The organism is Spirosoma horti (genome assembly GCF_054776595.1).
Genome location: NZ_BAAHBQ010000013.1, coordinates 22,041 through 38,337, shown reverse-complemented (window position 1 = coordinate 38,337; position 16,297 = coordinate 22,041). Strand labels below are relative to the sequence as shown.

Genomic DNA, 16,297 nt, shown 5'->3' with positions numbered 1-16,297 from the left:
ATCAGCTTGTTGGTTAGTAAACGGTAAGTGTTTGATAATGAGAAACGTTTCTTGTATTTATCACTTACCGTATAATCGTTGTTAAAATTTTTTCTAATTCTTGTTTGCACATACAAATATCGTGTTCTATCTTTGTAACATACTTTTAGAAGGACGTAATGACGGACGAAAAAACAGTTATCCTAGCCGATGAAGAAAAATCCGTAACGCGCTTCAGTGCCTGTCTGCTGTTTTCAGCCAATGCACTATCAAGAGCTATTACGGCCATCGGCGATGAGGAGTTTGGTCGCTTTGGCATGTGCTATTCTCACGCGTATATGTTGTGTGAAGTCGTTGGCCAGCCGGGCATAACACCATCCGAATTAAGTGAAACGCTCTATTTAACGCCATCGACGATTACACGCCTGGTCGAAAAACTGGAACAGAAACAGTTAGTCCGGCGGGAATCGGAGGGAAAGAAAACGCTGATTTATCCGACAACCGAGGGCATAGCCCTTCAACCGGAAATTGCCGAAGCCTGGGATCGGGTAGGAAAGCACTACTCGGAACTGATTGGAGAAACGGACGTTTGTCGGTTAACCCAACAGGTGTTCAAAGCGGCCCAGGCATTGGGCTAGGCCGCAAAAAAATTTACTGAAAAGATTGTTTGCACATACAACAAACCAAAAGCCATGAAAACGAACGAAGAAACTATTGGACTAGTCAGCAGTAATGCTACGGAAACCACGAAAGACATTTGCCGCTCATTGGCTAAGAAAGGCATTTCGGCCATTGTTGTGCAGAAGGATACTACCCAGCACGATGTTCAGGAGCCTGCCGATCAGCATAACTGGTCGGGGCAGCCAGGTAAAGACCTGTTCTTTAATGGTTGGAAATTGATGTTCTAAGGTTTACGCCAGGGTTTTCCTATCCAATTTATCAGCCTGTCTCTTTTAACAAAACCAGGCAGACTAGTTAATTTATAACTAGTCTGCCTGGTTTTGTTTATTTTTCTACCAGCAATCATCCCAGGACTTTCGTTCCTAAACACTATCTATTCATGAAAACGGCATTGATTACGGGGGCAAACGTGGGTATTGGTCTGGCAACAGCAAAGGCACTGGCTCGGAAAGGATTCAATCTGATCTTGCTTTGCCGCAACAAAGAGAAAGGGGAGGAGGCCGTGAACATCCTGCGACAGGCAAACCCGGCCATATCCGTCAACCTATTGCTGGCCGATCTGACCGATGCTGTCTCCATCCGCCGGGCGGCCGATCAGGTTAAGCGTACGCATCAGACGCTGGATGTGCTGATCAATAATGCCGGTTACTCGCCCGACCGAATTGAGTTTGTCGATAACGTTGAAAAATCGTTTTATGCTAATCACATTGGTCATTTTATATTGACCTATCACCTAATGGATTTGCTCAAGGCCGCTGGCGAAGCTCGTATCATTAACCTGTCGTCGGCTGCTTATGCTCTGGGAAATGCATCCCGCTTTTTTCAGCGAGACGGAAAATTATCGATCCTGTCGGCCTATGGCGATGGCAAACTGGCTAATATCTTGTTCACCAAAGAGTTGGCAAGCCGATATGCCGATGTCGGCATTACTGCCTATGCCGTACATCCGGGCGTAGTCAACTCCGGGTTCGGCAGCAATTTCACGGGCGGCATCGGCTTGCTCATGGGTCTGGCGCGCCCGTTCATGCGGACACCGGAGCGAGGAGCTGAAACATCCGTTTATTTAGCGACGGCCCCACTGGCTGTATTAACCAGAACAGATGGAAAAGCGGGAGGCTCCGGCGGTTTTTTCGCGGATTCGAAGCCCAAGTCGGTTAAGCATAATGATCTGACAAACAAACGGGCGGCTGACTTATGGAATAAAAGTATGGCGTTTGTATAGGCTAACATATGGTGTACCAAACAACCTCTGGCTGTTTGAGTAGAAGACTGATCAGAAATATCAATGCGTTTAACTCATACAGCCAGAGGCCGTTTGATACAACCACAGCCGTGCTCTATCCTATTTTTCATTGAGGAAGCAACGTCAGCCAATAATGACCATCTTTACTATATAAACATAACCTTTAGCTTTCTGGATATGAAAACACTACGACTAACTTCCTTTATCGCTCTACTTACATTTCTGACACAGGGCGTGTACGCCCAAAATTCCATTACCGGTAATGGTCAGATTGTGAAGCAACAACGCACCCTTGGTAGTTTTAATAAATTAACGGTTCGCGTGGGCATGCGTGTTCACATTATGGCTGGCAATGCCAGTGTAGCTGAGTTGGAAGGGGAGAGCAATATTCTTGAGCATGTTGTGACGGAGGTGAAAAACGGGGAACTGACGGTTATGCTGTCAAAAAACAAAAGCTTCAACCAAACGAAAGGGGTAACCGTAACCATTCATGTAGCCAGACTCAACGAAATTCTGGTGAGTACGGGCTGTAGTGTTGAATCAGATCTGCCGATTGAAAGCAACCAATTAACGACAATTGTTGAAACCGGTAGCCGCCTGACCGCGCCCATTTCGACTAAAAACCTGAAGTTAACGGTGAAAGAAGGTTCGCAGGCTACCCTCCAGGGAACGGCCGCCGAGGCCGATATCCGCTTGTCGGGGGCGGGCAAATTAAGCGCCGACAAGTTAACGATTGCCCGTGCCAGCGTCCGGGCCGATGGGGCTAGCCGGGCCGATATTCATGTGACACAAACCTTGTCAGCGTCGGCCGATGGGGTTAGTACGGTTAATTACACCGGCAATCCATCGGTAACGTCGCAGGAAGCTACGGGCCTATCGAAAATTCGGAAGCAAAGCTGAACGAGTTGTCCGTTTTCGTGGAGAAACAAAAATGGCGACGACCAACCGGTCGTCGCCATTTTAAAACCCACTCTATGAGAAATTTCGTTGTTTACCGGCCACCCAGGGGAAATATATAACCGAGCGTTCCTTGTCCAAAAATTGTCTTTGAATTGGTGTTGAAACCATTGTCTGTATCACCCAGCGGATACAGCCCTCTGACCTCAACCGTAACATGGCCGGGTCCGGCTTTTATGGCCGCGCCAACACCGGCGGCCGCCCCAAACCCAAACCGACCTTTGGCACCATCAAGCGATATTTTTTTGCCATCTTCACTATTGCTTAGTGCGTAGGACGCATAAGGACCTACATTCAGGAAGAAGCGGTTTCCCGCATAGGTTCCTGAAGAGATTTTCAAAAATAAGGGTACCTCTAGAACATCAGTAGCGACTTTTGTGGTGAACCCAAATGCGTTCACTTTTTGACTGTATCGCGCATAATTGACTTCGGGCTGAAAGGATACCGTTCCGTTTCCAAAATTAAACGTTAGCCCACCCACAAAGCCCAGCGCAGGATCGATCCCTACAACTTTTTCCGTATAGAACGGATACGTTACACCACCCCGAATACCAATTCGGGTGCGGGAGGTGCTACCATCCATAGTTGCCTGATCTGACTTGCCTACGCCCGCTGTCGACTGGTCGGCGGCAGGCTCGTTGGTTTGCCGTTCAGGTCTGGTTCGGACAGGCTTTTCCGATGGCGAAGATGAGCCGGCAGGTGCATTGGTTGCTCTTTTTTTGGTAATGCCGTGGTGCTCATCGTAAAGGTCCTGCATGCGGTTTGTGCTGCCCGATGTAGTCGTACTTGTTGGCGTTGTTGCTGTACTCTGTGCTATAGATAGTCCAATAGGCAGAAGTGTAAGCGCCAAAAAACAAGAAAGCGATTTCATTAAATACTTCATTAGAAATTGACTTTGTAAGATTAACCGCTAATCTACTAATTTATATAACAGCACTTAGGGAACGGTTAATGAGTTTGAGGATACGGTTATTTTTACAAACATTTTACCCGGAAGTGGAGTAAATAAAGGGTAGTAAATAAGTAACTATGAAAACAGAACACCAGCGCACTGCCCTGATTACAGGAGCTAATAAAGGAATTGGTAAGGAAATTGCCCGGCAATTAGCCCAGCGTGGGTTTGCCGTTTTTATTGGTTCCCGCGACATAACCAAAGGGCGGGAGGCCGCAGAAGAACTTTGTCAGGAAGGCTATGAGTCAACGTTCATTCAACTCGATGTGACCGATCCGGTTAGCATTCGAACAGCCTGTGGAACCTTGTCTCAGAAAGCCGATCACTTGGATGTACTGATTAATAACGCGGCCGTTCTGGAAGATCATGGTGAAAATATTGTTGATCTGAATCCGGAAATGCTGGAACGAACCTTGAAAACGAATGTTTCCGGGCCGATTATGGTCATTCAGTATTTTCTGGAACATCTGCAGAAAAGTCAGGCTGGCGCCCGAATCATCAATGTGTCGAGTGGAGCTGGCTCGTTAGCGGGCATGAGCACGTACGCACCCGCGTACAGCATTTCTAAAACGGCGCTCAATGCTGTAACCAGGCAATTTGCCGGTGCCTTAAAAGAGCATAATATCGCGGTCAACTGTGTCGATCCCGGCTGGGTACGTACCGATATGGGCGGTGCCAGCGCCAGCCGACCTGTTGACAAGGGGGCCGAAACGATTGTCTGGCTGGCTACGGAAGCGCCCCAGTCTGAAACCGGTAAGTTCTGGCACGATAAACGGGAAGCTTCGTGGTAATCTGAACGCCCGGCGGGATTTTTATGATTTTTTATAGTCAGATGGTCTGTGAGGACACGGACCATCTGACCGAATGGTCTTGCCGGATGAGGTCATGCCCTGTTATGACACAGACCAGGGAGTTGAGTAATCAGATCAATCAAAAAAATCATTTAAATCCCGCCGGGCCGCCGGGCAGTTCAGACAGAATTAGCTTTACGGCTTCGTAAGCGTTGAGTAATCCACCCGACCGACTCAGATTTCTGAAAGCCGTTAGCTGACTCGACCGCCCTGGCTTTCGCACCTGCACATCGGGTTTAAAACTGCTTCTGAGAAGTATGTCCTTCACCTGGACTGCTGTCAATTTTGGAAAATAGGACCGCAACAAAGCAGCTACGCCTGCCGTCATAGGGGCCGCCATGCTGGTGCCCGAAAAGCTGGCGTACTCATTGTGAGGCAGCGTCGACAGAATGTCGGTGCCGGGTGCAAAAATATCCACCGTTTGCAACCCATAGTTGGACGACCGGCTGGGCAATCCCTCGCCAATGCGCCAGGTGCTGTTGCCGACAACCAGCACATTTTGGGCTGTTTTTCCATTTTCGTACCGAGCCGATGGATAGGCCGGAATCGAGTCGTAGTTTTCGCCGTTGTTGCCCGCTGCATGCACGATCAGTACATCGTGTTCTTCGGCGAATCGAATTGCGGCATCGACTTGTTCCTTGAATGGGGATAAACGCTTGCCAAAACTCATATTGATCACTTTGGCTCCATTCTCAACGGCGTATCGAATGCCATTGGCTACATCTTTATCGCGCTCATCGCCATTGGCTGGTACGACAGAAACGGGCATAATCCGGACGTTATCGGCCACGCCGTCGATACCCCGGCCATTGCCTCGTTTTGCTGCAATGATCCCCGCTACATGACTGCCGTGCATGGCCAGTTGCTGCGATTCACCAATGATCATTCGGGGGCTTCCGTAATAACGTTCGGTTGGGTTTGCGGGATTGTCGCCAACAGAGGTGCGCGCATTATAATCCGGGTTGTACGCAATCGTGGCCTCGCTCCCCATGATCTGCCGAAACCGAGCCCAGTTCCGGCGAACCAGGAATGTGTAATACGAAAATGGCCCATATTGAGGAAAATACCCATCGGCCAAAATAGTTTTTACCGCAATGGCTACGGAATCGGTTCCTAGATCGACCTGACGAATAGCACCCTGTGACGTTGTTGAATCTGGTAGCTTGGCGGCAATCTGACGGGCTACCGCCCAGAATTTCACCGTATCGGCAAAGGCTATTCGTTTGGGCTGGTCGACCGCATAATGTTTCAGGAACTGCTTTTTTGCCGTCTGGTAAGTGTTGTATTGCCGCTTCTCCGAAGGGCTAAGTGTGGCTGGGTTTGCCTTGTCGTATTTGTTCTTCAGCACAACGTAGGTCTGAGTAATTTCGGGCTGATCGTACTCGTAGGTCGTGCCATCTTTAGCGCCCATAAAATTCCAGCCATTCAGGTCATCGGTATAGCCATTTTTGTCGTCGTCGATTTGGTTATCGGGCCGCTCATTTGGGTTTACCCAGATCACATCGCGTAAATCTTCCTGGCTGATGTCAACGCCCGAGTCCAGTACGCCCACAATCACGGGTACCGACGTTCGATTTTTCAGTAAGTCGTAGGCTCGATAAAGACTAATACCCGCTATAGAATCGGCTGTGGGGTCAAGGTAAGGCCAATTACGCGGAGGCTGATTTGGAGAAAGACGCTGACGGATAAATGGGGCTGCTGACTCGAGGCTTTTCGGCCGTTCCGGGCAATCATCCGCAATTGATTGCAGGCGTAGTTTTTCTCCGTTATCTGTATAGGTAATTCTGTAGAAGCCTGTTACGTTGCTACACGGATTTTGGCCTGAAAAGTTCTGTAGCCGAAGTGTATCGCCCAGTTGCTGATACCGCATAATCTCAAATTTCGTAGGTGTACTCTCTGGTGTGATGCGTAACGTATCCCGTTGAAATGTCAGTATAACCTGACCCTTGTTAGCTGTCAGCACAACGCCCGTCCAGCGCGTGCCGCGCACCGGCAACTGCGCCTGGGCAACCGAAACAAGGCCGAGTAGGAAGTAGACAAAGAACAGATAAGCTTTTGGTGAATTCATGATCGATTCCGTTAACTTTCGTCGAAAATAACGCTTTATTGATAGATACTGACGGTACCGTTGCGTTAGTAGTCTACCTCAATTTACTCAGAAGACCGCGTTCTATGGATTATTCATTCGCTTTTTTGATTTGTTTATTCATTGTTGGGTTCGTTTATGCCTCTGTAGGGCATGGCGGAGCCAGTGGTTATTTAGCCACAATGGCCCTGTTCGGCATTGCCCCGGCATTGGCCAAACCATCGGCGCTGATCCTGAATCTGTTTGTCTCAACAATCTCTTTTATCCAGTTTTACCGGGCCGGGTACTTTCGATGGCATACGTTCTGGCCCTTTGCCATCGCGAGTATTCCCCTGGCTTTCCTGGGTGCCCGCATACCCCTCAGCGACACCCTATACCGGCAATTGTTGGCAGTTTGTCTGCTGTTGGTCTTGGTTCGGCTGCTGTGGACAGTCCGGGGGCAGGAAGAGCAAACGCGGCCAATCCCCTTGGGTGGGGGGCTGCTGACGGGGGGTGTCATTGGGTTGCTATCTGGTATGATCGGTATGGGGGGAGGCATTATATTAAGCCCACTGATGCTCCTGTTTCGCTGGGCGCGGCTAAAAGAAGTGGCCGCCACATCGGCACTATTTATTTTTGTCAATTCCCTGTCGGGCTTATTCGGCCTGTTGAGCAAAGGCTACTCGCCCGACCCGACTCTATATGGCTGGATTGGCGCTGCTTTTGCCGGAGGGATTTTGGGTGGGTATTTTGGGAGCCATCGGTTTAATGTGCCAACACTCCGGTATATGCTGGCTTTCGGGGTGGGCGTTGCCTGCGTTAAATTGATTTTTACCTAAGCTGATTTCCGGGTTGCTCACTCAGGTAACGTGCCGAGCTATCAACCTAACAAAAAAATGCCCTCTGATTAATCAGAGGGCATTTTTTGTAAAATTAACTCATTAATTACGCAACAATGCGAACCCGAACAGGCTCAGGAACAATCTGCGTCCCATCATCCAGCGTAACCAGGAACAGAAACTGAATTTCTGTGTAGTTTGGCAACGCAACAGGTGCTGTTGCTACGGATGGATACTTCGTTTTAAACGCGGCAAGCGTTGTGGTGAAAACTGCTGTAGTACCGCTACCCGCGATAGGAGCGGTATTGAAGGCGGTCGTTGCGGTAGCTGCATTCAACGTAGCCACGTTAATACCCGTACCACCGCCAACAATTTTGGTGATCTCCTTAATGGTACGTCCACTAGTCGAAGGTATCGACAGTGTGAACTGGATTGGAGCGCCCGCTGCCAGTGACGTAACGATGAAGGGGTTAAATCCGTAGGTTGTTGCGCCCGGAAACGTTACCGGAATGGCCGGACGATTATCACGAACGAGGTCGCTATAAACGAGGTCGTCCTTGCAAGAGAAGCTGCTACCGGCCAGCAAAGCCAGAAACAGTATATTTATGAATGTATTTTTCATGCACTATGCGTGTTTAAAGTCGTGAATGATTAATCGATATCCCACCAAACGCGAATGTTCGATTGTGGAGCCGGATTTGGGAAGTTTGGATTGCGCTGAAGCTCGTTGTTGACATACACCGCCCGAACAGGCCGGGTGCCATCAATACCAGCCGCATTCTGCGATGGTTGAAGAGCGGGGTATCCCGTCCGACGATAATCATTCCATAGCTCTAAACCATTACCCGTAAAGGCAATGTATTTCTGGGTGATGATCTGGGCGATTTTCTCTTCCGTTGTTCCCGTTAGTGTTCCTACGGCTGGATTGGCGAGATATGTATTAACCTGATCGGTGGTTAAACCGGCGAGCGCCATTGAGGCTTTAATGCCTTCTGTATACAGCGCCTGTGGGTCGCCGGGCGTTCCCAGGCGAAGCGCTGCTTCGGCCAGAATAAACGCCCGCTGGAAATTAGTAATCAACCGAACAGGACCTTCACCATTGCTGCCAGTTACGTATTTGTTATAACGCGACCAGTTAGCCACCGGAGATGGTAATGTTCCCCGGAAACCGTTATCAAGCGTTACGTAATTAGCTCCTGGTTTCGTGAAGAAAACAGGCAGACGTGGATCGTTCAACGCCGTGAGCAGATTCAGGTAACGGGTGCTCATAATCAGATCATCCTTAAACGTGCTGAGGTTGGTATATACGAATATAGGAGCCTGGCTGTTTACACTGGCACCAAACGTTAGATTCAAATCACCAGCATTCGTCGTGATGTAGTTATTGCCCGTTAGGACTTCATTGATAACCGATGTCGCCAGGGCTGGTTCTTTGCGGCTAATGGTCATCGCTAATTTCAGCAGAATCGTGTTACCCGCCCGCTTCCATTTTGCTAGATCGCCTGCGTAAACAATATCGTCGGCGGCTGGTTTCGTGGTCGATGCAGCATCAAGATCCTTTATTCCTTCACGCACCAGGTCAAACAGACTTTGAATACCCTGGGCAGAGTTGCCTTTGTAAATATCTTCCTGCTTGTCCAGGCGGGGTGTCGAGAATGTTTCACCTTGCAAAGCCTGCGAGTAAGGCACATCTCCCCACACATCGGTAGCAATACTGAAGGTATACGCCTTCATAATCTTGGCAATACCGCTGTAAGCTTTCGAGTTGGTTGCATCACCTAATTCGACCAGTTTCTGGTAGTTGACCAAGGCACCACCGTAGAGCTCGAAATTCCACTGGTTACCGAAATCAGCTCCATTTGTCTGATAGACATCGTAAGCTTGCGGGTTGTTCGACGCACCGGTCAACTGCTGAACGACAACCGAGGCAAAGCGATTTAACTCATTGGAATTTGCAAAAGCGGTTCCTGCCTCAGCACCTGGTAATAATACCGCTGGTGTAACGGAGGTGGGGTTATTGGGCGTTACGTTAACGTCCAGATATTTGCTACAGGCACCCATTCCCAGAAAGAGAGGAATGAGCAGATAGCTTTTTGGAATTATAAATTTCATAAATAAGTCGTATCAATAAAGTGATTAGAACGTGAGCCGAATATTACCGCCGAAGTTGCGTGTGTTAGGTGGTCCGTTCAGGTCAAGGCCCTGGATGTTACCCGCGCCCTGTGTGTTTACTTCAGGATCAGCCGGGAAGTTAGGTGCGTAGAAGTACAAATTCCGTCCACTAACACCTACGGAGATCGAGCCAAATGGCGTTTTACCCAATAAAGTCTTTGGTAGTGTGTAGTTCAAGGCTACTTCGCGCAGACGATAAACCGTAGCGTCAAATACCGCAGCTTCTGACGCCAAACCACCTAATCCCTGCCAGTATACCTGCGGAGATAACTGAATATTATTTGGCCGGAACGTACCATCCGCGTTTTGAATCACACCGGGTAAAATACGAGGCTGATCACGGTCAATTCCCGTGACATACATTGTACCATTTGACCGGGCATCGACGGCATTGAAGGAGAAAATTTGCCCGCCTTGACGCGTATCGACCAAAACCGATAAGGCTAAACCTTTATACGAGAATGTATTGGTCAATCCAGCTATATAATTAGGCTGTGGAGTAGAAATGATCGAGTTAGGAATGCCTGGCGCAAACTGACCGCTGGTGGCATTGATAAGGTACTGACCCGCAAACTGGCCGGTTGCATCGTAATACAAGCCGTTTGGATCCGTACTTTGTACCCGAGCATTGGCTGTACTCACAATGACACCGTAAGGCGCACCTTCATAAATAGAAGGGGCAATACCCGTAAAGGAGCCACCCGTGATGTTCGATGACTTCACACCTGGCGCAATGGAAATAACCTTGTTGCGAATCAGCGTGTAGTTCAGCGTAGCATCCCATTTGAAGCCACCAATCCGTAAAGGCGTTGCGTTCAAAACTAATTCAACACCCCGGTTTTGCAACTCACCAACGTTCGTCGTCCGTGTATCGTATCCCGATGAGTTCGATACGGCTACGTTGAAAATCTGCTGGGTACTTCTTGAATCGAAATAGGTCGCATCAATGCTCAGTCGGTTCTTGAAAAAGCCAAGATTTACCCCTACTTCATAAGACGTGACAAACTCAGGCTTGAGGTTGTTGCTGCCAATCCGGCTGCCGATACCAAAACCAGGAATACTGGCACCATTAACGGATAACGGAAAGGCGATGCTGGCCACGTTATTTCCGTAAGATGAAGTCGCGTAAACCGAATTCAACAGGTAAGGATCGGCATCGCGACCTACTTTGGCTATGCTCGCGCGAACTTTGGCGTACGACAGCACGTCGGAGTTGATCTTGAACGCATCTGTTGGTACAAAACTAACCGACGCTGCGGGATAGAAATACGTGTTATTCGCCTTCGGTAGGGTAGACGATTGGTCAGCACGGCCCGATAATTCCAGGAACAGATAGTTGTTATAATTCAGCGATAACTGACCATAGTAACCTACCAGCCGACGGTTTGTGGAGGACTCAGTACTACCCGTAAATACGGTACCGTTATTGATGTTATAGTAGCCTGGAATAGTCAACGAAGCACCTACAGCAAGGACTTCCTGCGTTTTTCGTTGGTTGATATTATTGCCTAACAGCAGATTAGCATTCAACCCTTCCAGAAATAAGTTGTCTTTCCGGGCGCTGATCAGCAGGTCTCCATTCAATTCATTCCGGAAGAAGTTATCCTGTTGAACTTCGCCCAGTGGAGCACGACCTGCCCCAATTGGCTGGACAAGTTTACGGCGGTCCGTGTAGGTATCACCCGTAACTCGATACGCTACATTTAACCATTTAGCTACATCATAGCTAACCTGAAAATTACCGAAGAAACGGTCCACCTGGCTGTCAAGGCGTTCGTTATTAACGCTCCACTGCGGATTGACAGATGTCGTTGAGTAATAGATACTCTTTCCGTTGGCATCCTGGTAAGGCTCGTTAGCCAGATCATAACTACGTGGGATACGGGTTATCTGTCCGAACGCACTGGCGCCGTTACCACCCGGAATACCTCTCGATACGGTTTGGACATACGTGCCCGTACCGCTGATCTTCAGGCCATTCTGCAACTTAGATTCACCACCGAGTTGGACGTTTGTCCGGTTGAACTTCGAGTTCTGGACAACACCGTTTTGGAGAGTATTGCCAATAGCAATAATGTAATTACGGGTAGCGTCGCCAGAAGCAATGTTAACCGAATTTTGAATGATGCTGCCTTGCTTATAGAAGTCACGGACGTTGTTTGGATACGCCTGATAAGGCACAACCAAGTTTTGGGTGTTTGTAACGGATGTTGGACCACCCACAAATGGAACTCCCCAAGAGTTGGCCGAGTTGGCCGTAAATAAATTATTCGCTCCCTGGCCATAGTCATTCTGGAATTTAGGAATGCCATAGACGTCCTGTACGTTGTACGAGGAGTTAACCGTTACTTCCGTCTTGTTATTTTGGTTACGGCCTGATTTCGTCGTAATGACGATGGCACCGGCCGATGCCCGCGAACCATAAAGAACAGCTGCGGCTGGTCCTTTCAGTACGTTGACAGACTCAATGCTTTCAGGGTTAATATCGGCCAGACGGTTGGATGGCTGCGTACCGAACAGCGTGTTTTGTGTGGCGTTGACATCGTTACTGAAAATGATCCCATCGACCACGATCAGCGGCTGGTTGCTGCCATTGAACGATGTAATACCTCGAATGTTGATGTTTGTCGATGCACCCGGCGCTCCGCTGGAACCAGTGATGTTGACACCGGCTATTTTGCCCTGAAGGGCATTAAGCAGGTTTGGCTCCGAGCGCTGGGCCAGAATATTACCGCCTACTTCCTGGGTTGCGTAACCCAGCGACCGCTTGTCGCGCTCGATACCCTGAGCTGTTACGACGATCTCGTCGAGACTCTGCGAACCGGCAACCAGACTAACATTGATGGTTGTTTTGTTCCCAACCGCAACTTCCTGACCTGTGTAGCCAATGAAGCTGAATACGAGTCTGGCATTGGCGGGTACACTGATTTTGTAATCTCCGTTGGCGTCGGTAATGGCACCACGGGTCGTTCCTTTTACTTGTACGCTCACACCCGGTAAAGTAGAGCCGTCGTCTGATGAAGTGACGCGACCGCTAACCGCTATATCCTGCGCTATGGATGGCAAACAGAATAACAGCGAAAGCAGCCAGCTTCCGAATAAAATTTTCTGCATTGGTGAGTAAAGATTTAATAAATAGTAAAAAAAAGTAAAATGGGTAACAAAGGTACACTATGAGATTAAAATACGTTAAAAAATATGAGACTTTTTTTAGAAACTACTGTTAAAAAAAAGTATTCCTGGGAATTGCCTTCTAATTGCTGCATATTAGACGACATATGCATATCTGTCCTATGGGTCAGTACATAGGGATGCCAATACCGTGCTGATTATAGCTGCTCATTCGTCTAAATCTGTGCTTTTCCTACTTTATTATACATACAGCCAAATTGAACAATTTGATGAAAAAACCATTTATCTGTATCAGCCTCGTAAGCCTTGGCCTGTTCGCTTCTCAGGCATTATTTGCCCAAAATTCGGCCCTGAATGCCCGAATGGATAAAGCGGCCGAGAGCCTCGAGAAAAAGGTGGTTGCCTGGCGACGGGATTTTCACCAACACCCCGAACTAGGCAATCGTGAATTTCAAACGGCGGCTAAAATTGCGGCACACCTGCAAGCGCTCGGTATGGAGGTCAAGACGGGCGTTGGCAAAACGGGTGTTGTTGGGTTGCTGAAAGGCGGTAAGCCGGGACCCGTCGTTGCCTTACGTGCCGATATGGATGGCCTGCCCGTAACGGAACGGGTCGACCTGCCGTTCAAATCGGAAGCCCACACGGAGTACAATGGCCAGCAAACGGGTATCATGCATGCCTGTGGCCACGATACCCACGTAGCCATGCTCATGGGCGCGGCCGAAGTGCTGGCTTCGGTCAAGAGTGATCTACGTGGTACCGTTAAGTTTATCTTTCAACCCGCCGAAGAAGGGGCACCCGCTGGCGAGGAAGGGGGCGCTAAGCTGATGGTGAAAGAAGGCGTGCTCGAAAACCCGAAGGTAGATGCCATTTTTGGTCTGCACATTAATTCGCAAACCGAAGTAGGTACGATCAAATACCGCCCTGGCGCCACAATGGCTGCCGTGGATGAGTATGCGATTAAAATTAAAGGGAAACAAACCCACGGTGCGGCTCCCTGGTCGGGCGTCGATCCAATTGTGACATCCGCACAAGTGGTGATGGGGCTTCAAACCATTGTGAGCCGAAATGTAATTCTCACCGATAATGCCGCCGTCGTAACGGTAGGTGCGCTGCATAGCGGTATCCGGCAGAACATCATTCCGGAAGAGGCTAATATGATCGGTACCATCCGGACGTTCAGTCCTGAAGCCCAGACGCTGGTGCATCGGCGCATCAATGAAATTGCTACGAACATTGCCGAAAGTGCGGGTGCCAAGGCGGATGTGAAAATCAACATCATGTATCCCGTTACCTACAACGATCCGAAATTAACGGACCAGATGGCTCCTTCCCTCGAAGCCGTAGCTGGTAAGAATAATGTGAAGCTGACGCCAGCCCAGACGGGGGCCGAAGATTTTTCCTTTTATCAGCAGAAAGTGCCCGGCTTTTTCTATTTCCTGGGTGGGATGACGAAAGGGAAAAGACTAGAGGAAGCCGCTCCACACCATACACCTGATTTTCAGATCGACGAAGCTTGTTTTGTACTAGGTATGAAGTCGCTTTGCCACCTGACGGTCGATTATATGGATCAGTCGGCCAAAGGGGGCGCTGTTAGCGGAAAATAAAGCAAAAACAGTAACGGACAAGAGCAAGCGACCTGGGTCAGCAGATGGAGAAGGGATCTCTTATTTGCTGGCCCTACTTGTTTACATGCCTTGCCGATTACGTAGTATTCTCGAGAGTAATCCCGGTAGAAATCGTTTCAGGTAGATACCATAAATCTCCTTGCCACCGATGTAGACTTCTTCTTTTTCCTGACCGACCGCCCGTAAAAGCTGTTTTGCAAACGCACTCGCAGGCATACCATTTTCCTGATTCTCATCCATTTGGCCGTGTTTCTGTCCGTTGGCGCTTAAGGCATTCGTTGAAATAGGGGTACGTATATACCCAGGACAAACCAGGGTCACGCGCAACCCTTCGGCGTAGGTTTCGGCCCGAAGTGCATCAAAAAAACCGTGGAGTGCGTGTTTACTGGCACAGTAACCCGAACGCTGTTTGGTGCCTAGTTTACCCGCTACGCTGCTCGTTACCACGAAATACCCCTGACCTTGTGCCAGCATTATCGGCAGAACGGCTTTGGTGAGCGCCACCACACCAAAAAAGTTAATGTCCATGATGCGTTTATAAACAGAAAAATCGGTGTCGACAACAGCGCTGCGCTGTGTGATGCCTGCATTCTGAAAAACGTAATCAATCCGGCCAAACCGCTGGTAAACAGCGTCCACACAACTGGGCAAGCGGTCGGTATCGCTCATGTCCATGGGTAATACCATGATATTGGCCTCTGGAAGGCCCGTTTTCATGGCGACTCGGCTTAAGGCATCGCTCCGTCGGGCTGATAAAACCAGGCGAACGCTCCGGTATCGGGCAAGCTCAAGAGCAACCGCTTCGCCAATACCCGATGAGGCTCCCGTAATCCAAATGACAGCATCGGAAAATGAAGTGGGCATGGCTGCTTATACTGAAAAATTGATGCTGGCTTCTTCAGCCTGAACCGCCAGACCAACCGTTTTGCCAATTGGCAAGGCCAGGTTATAATCCACGTGCCCGGCCGGAAAATTAAACAGGACCGGATAGGTATAGCTCGAAACGGTATCAGCAATAATCTCGTAGGAGTCTTTGCCAAATGGCAGCGACAGATTCGCACGCATGTCCGTAAACTGACCGACAACTAAACCGGCCAATTCGGCCAGGCGACCAGATCGACGGAGTTGCGTCATCATGCGATCGAGGGAAAAAAGCGTTTCATCGATATCTTCGATGAATAGAATGTTGCCGCGAAAGTCAAGATCCGTTGGCGTACCGAGGGAATTGATAAGCAACGTCAGGTTACCACCTATCAACTGGCCGGTTGCCTGGCCCGGTCGATTCAGGTAATGCGGTGCGGTGCCGTAATGGGTTGGAGGTACACCGAATAGCCATTGCCGTAAAGACTCCAGGGACTCGGCCCGGTCTGGATCGCCAAATTGTCGGGGCATGAGGCCATGCAGGCTCACCAGCTTGTGATTACACAGCAAACTCAGCAAGACAGTTACGTCGCTAAAGCCGACAAGCCATTTGGGACTGGCTTGTAGACCGGATAAGTCGAGCCCATCCGCGATGCGGTAGCAGCCATAGCCGCCACGAGCCGCGAATACGGCCCGAACCGTCGGGTCATCGAAAAGACGCTGAAGGTCGGCCCGGCGGAGGTCGTCAGAACCGGCAAAGGGCCCTTCCGTTGCGTGTAAACTAGCGCCTTCGATCACATTCAGTTGCCAGCGATCACGTAAAATATGCAACCCTTCAGCAAGCTCCTCATAGGGAAACCAACTGGCTGGGGCTACTACCCCGACGGTGTCGCCAGGCGACAGAAAAGGAGGTACAATCACGTTACGGTGTTTTAAG

General features: G+C 49.4%; 14 protein-coding genes. 7 read left to right on the top strand and 7 right to left on the bottom strand.

Features of this window, described 5'->3' with window-relative positions; all coding sequences use genetic code 11:
- Positions 1 to 158: 158 nt before the first annotated feature.
- From ACYVAM_RS29660 to ACYVAM_RS29645, 4 genes are all read left to right on the top strand, one after another.
- Positions 159 to 617: a MarR family winged helix-turn-helix transcriptional regulator gene (locus ACYVAM_RS29660; protein ID WP_460940652.1), complete on the top strand. Its 459-nt coding sequence runs from the start codon at positions 159 to 161 to the stop codon at positions 615 to 617.
- A 54-nt stretch (positions 618 to 671) separates the two neighbouring features.
- Complete coding sequence (locus ACYVAM_RS29655; RefSeq protein ID WP_461073781.1) at positions 672 to 887, top strand: hypothetical protein; 216 nt, start codon at positions 672 to 674, stop codon at positions 885 to 887.
- A gap of 152 nt (positions 888 to 1,039) precedes the next feature.
- Entirely contained in the window at positions 1,040 to 1,882 is an 843-nt protein-coding gene (locus tag ACYVAM_RS29650) for an SDR family NAD(P)-dependent oxidoreductase (RefSeq protein ID WP_461073780.1), read from the top strand.
- Between the two features lie 198 nt (positions 1,883 to 2,080).
- Positions 2,081 to 2,803 (top strand): head GIN domain-containing protein, encoded by a 723-nt coding sequence (locus tag ACYVAM_RS29645; protein WP_461073779.1) that lies wholly within the window; start codon positions 2,081 to 2,083, stop codon positions 2,801 to 2,803.
- Positions 2,804 to 2,894: 91 nt separating this feature from the next.
- On the opposite strand, the gene ACYVAM_RS29640 is transcribed toward ACYVAM_RS29645, so the two are convergent.
- On the bottom strand, positions 2,895 to 3,617 hold the full coding sequence (locus ACYVAM_RS29640; protein ID WP_461073778.1) for a porin family protein: 723 nt from the start codon (positions 3,615 to 3,617) through the stop codon (positions 2,895 to 2,897).
- 272 nt (positions 3,618 to 3,889) lie between these two features.
- Between ACYVAM_RS29640 and ACYVAM_RS29635 the strand changes: the two genes are divergently transcribed.
- Complete coding sequence (locus tag ACYVAM_RS29635; protein ID WP_461073777.1) at positions 3,890 to 4,603, top strand: SDR family oxidoreductase; 714 nt, start codon at positions 3,890 to 3,892, stop codon at positions 4,601 to 4,603.
- 148 nt (positions 4,604 to 4,751) lie between these two features.
- On the opposite strand, the gene ACYVAM_RS29630 is transcribed toward ACYVAM_RS29635, so the two are convergent.
- Positions 4,752 to 6,731, bottom strand: coding sequence for a S8 family peptidase (locus tag ACYVAM_RS29630; protein ID WP_461073776.1), 1,980 nt, complete (start codon positions 6,729 to 6,731; stop codon positions 4,752 to 4,754).
- Between the two features lie 104 nt (positions 6,732 to 6,835).
- On the opposite strand from ACYVAM_RS29630, the gene ACYVAM_RS29625 reads away from it, so the two are divergent.
- Positions 6,836 to 7,567: a sulfite exporter TauE/SafE family protein gene (locus ACYVAM_RS29625; protein ID WP_461073775.1), complete on the top strand. Its 732-nt coding sequence runs from the start codon at positions 6,836 to 6,838 to the stop codon at positions 7,565 to 7,567.
- A 106-nt stretch (positions 7,568 to 7,673) separates the two neighbouring features.
- Here ACYVAM_RS29625 and ACYVAM_RS29620 read toward each other — a convergent pair whose 3' ends face one another.
- The 3 genes from ACYVAM_RS29620 to ACYVAM_RS29610 are packed head-to-tail and all read right to left on the bottom strand — an operon-like array spanning position 7,674 to position 12,853.
- Entirely contained in the window at positions 7,674 to 8,189 is a 516-nt protein-coding gene (locus ACYVAM_RS29620) for a hypothetical protein (protein WP_461073774.1), read from the bottom strand.
- 29 nt (positions 8,190 to 8,218) lie between these two features.
- On the bottom strand, positions 8,219 to 9,679 hold the full coding sequence (locus ACYVAM_RS29615; RefSeq protein ID WP_461073773.1) for a SusD/RagB family nutrient-binding outer membrane lipoprotein: 1,461 nt from the start codon (positions 9,677 to 9,679) through the stop codon (positions 8,219 to 8,221).
- 24 nt (positions 9,680 to 9,703) lie between these two features.
- Positions 9,704 to 12,853 (bottom strand): SusC/RagA family TonB-linked outer membrane protein, encoded by a 3,150-nt coding sequence (locus tag ACYVAM_RS29610; protein WP_461073772.1) that lies wholly within the window; start codon positions 12,851 to 12,853, stop codon positions 9,704 to 9,706.
- A gap of 287 nt (positions 12,854 to 13,140) precedes the next feature.
- Here ACYVAM_RS29610 and ACYVAM_RS29605 point away from each other — a divergent pair, with 287 nt between their 5' ends.
- Positions 13,141 to 14,478, top strand: a complete 1,338-nt coding sequence (locus tag ACYVAM_RS29605; protein WP_461073771.1) for an amidohydrolase — start codon at positions 13,141 to 13,143, stop codon at positions 14,476 to 14,478.
- An 81-nt stretch (positions 14,479 to 14,559) separates the two neighbouring features.
- Here ACYVAM_RS29605 and ACYVAM_RS29600 read toward each other — a convergent pair whose 3' ends face one another.
- Together ACYVAM_RS29600 and ACYVAM_RS29595 are read right to left on the bottom strand one after the other, a co-directional pair.
- Complete coding sequence (locus tag ACYVAM_RS29600) at positions 14,560 to 15,363, bottom strand: SDR family oxidoreductase (RefSeq protein WP_461073770.1); 804 nt, start codon at positions 15,361 to 15,363, stop codon at positions 14,560 to 14,562.
- Between the two features lie 6 nt (positions 15,364 to 15,369).
- Positions 15,370 to 16,281: a S66 peptidase family protein gene (locus ACYVAM_RS29595; protein WP_461073769.1), complete on the bottom strand. Its 912-nt coding sequence runs from the start codon at positions 16,279 to 16,281 to the stop codon at positions 15,370 to 15,372.
- Positions 16,282 to 16,297 lie beyond the last annotated feature (16 nt).

Coding starts and splice junctions, on each gene's coding strand:
- ACYVAM_RS29660 (WP_460940652.1), top strand. CDS start 159: ATGACGGACGAAAAAACAGTTATCCTAGCCGATGAAGAAAAATCCGTA.
- ACYVAM_RS29655 (WP_461073781.1), top strand. CDS start 672: ATGAAAACGAACGAAGAAACTATTGGACTAGTCAGCAGTAATGCTACG.
- ACYVAM_RS29650 (WP_461073780.1), top strand. CDS start 1,040: ATGAAAACGGCATTGATTACGGGGGCAAACGTGGGTATTGGTCTGGCA.
- ACYVAM_RS29645 (WP_461073779.1), top strand. CDS start 2,081: ATGAAAACACTACGACTAACTTCCTTTATCGCTCTACTTACATTTCTG.
- ACYVAM_RS29640 (WP_461073778.1), bottom strand. CDS start 3,617: ATGCAGGACCTTTACGATGAGCACCACGGCATTACCAAAAAAAGAGCA.
- ACYVAM_RS29635 (WP_461073777.1), top strand. CDS start 3,890: ATGAAAACAGAACACCAGCGCACTGCCCTGATTACAGGAGCTAATAAA.
- ACYVAM_RS29630 (WP_461073776.1), bottom strand. CDS start 6,731: ATGAATTCACCAAAAGCTTATCTGTTCTTTGTCTACTTCCTACTCGGC.
- ACYVAM_RS29625 (WP_461073775.1), top strand. CDS start 6,836: ATGGATTATTCATTCGCTTTTTTGATTTGTTTATTCATTGTTGGGTTC.
- ACYVAM_RS29620 (WP_461073774.1), bottom strand. CDS start 8,189: ATGAAAAATACATTCATAAATATACTGTTTCTGGCTTTGCTGGCCGGT.
- ACYVAM_RS29615 (WP_461073773.1), bottom strand. CDS start 9,679: ATGAAATTTATAATTCCAAAAAGCTATCTGCTCATTCCTCTCTTTCTG.
- ACYVAM_RS29610 (WP_461073772.1), bottom strand. CDS start 12,853: ATGCAGAAAATTTTATTCGGAAGCTGGCTGCTTTCGCTGTTATTCTGT.
- ACYVAM_RS29605 (WP_461073771.1), top strand. CDS start 13,141: ATGAAAAAACCATTTATCTGTATCAGCCTCGTAAGCCTTGGCCTGTTC.
- ACYVAM_RS29600 (WP_461073770.1), bottom strand. CDS start 15,363: ATGCCCACTTCATTTTCCGATGCTGTCATTTGGATTACGGGAGCCTCA.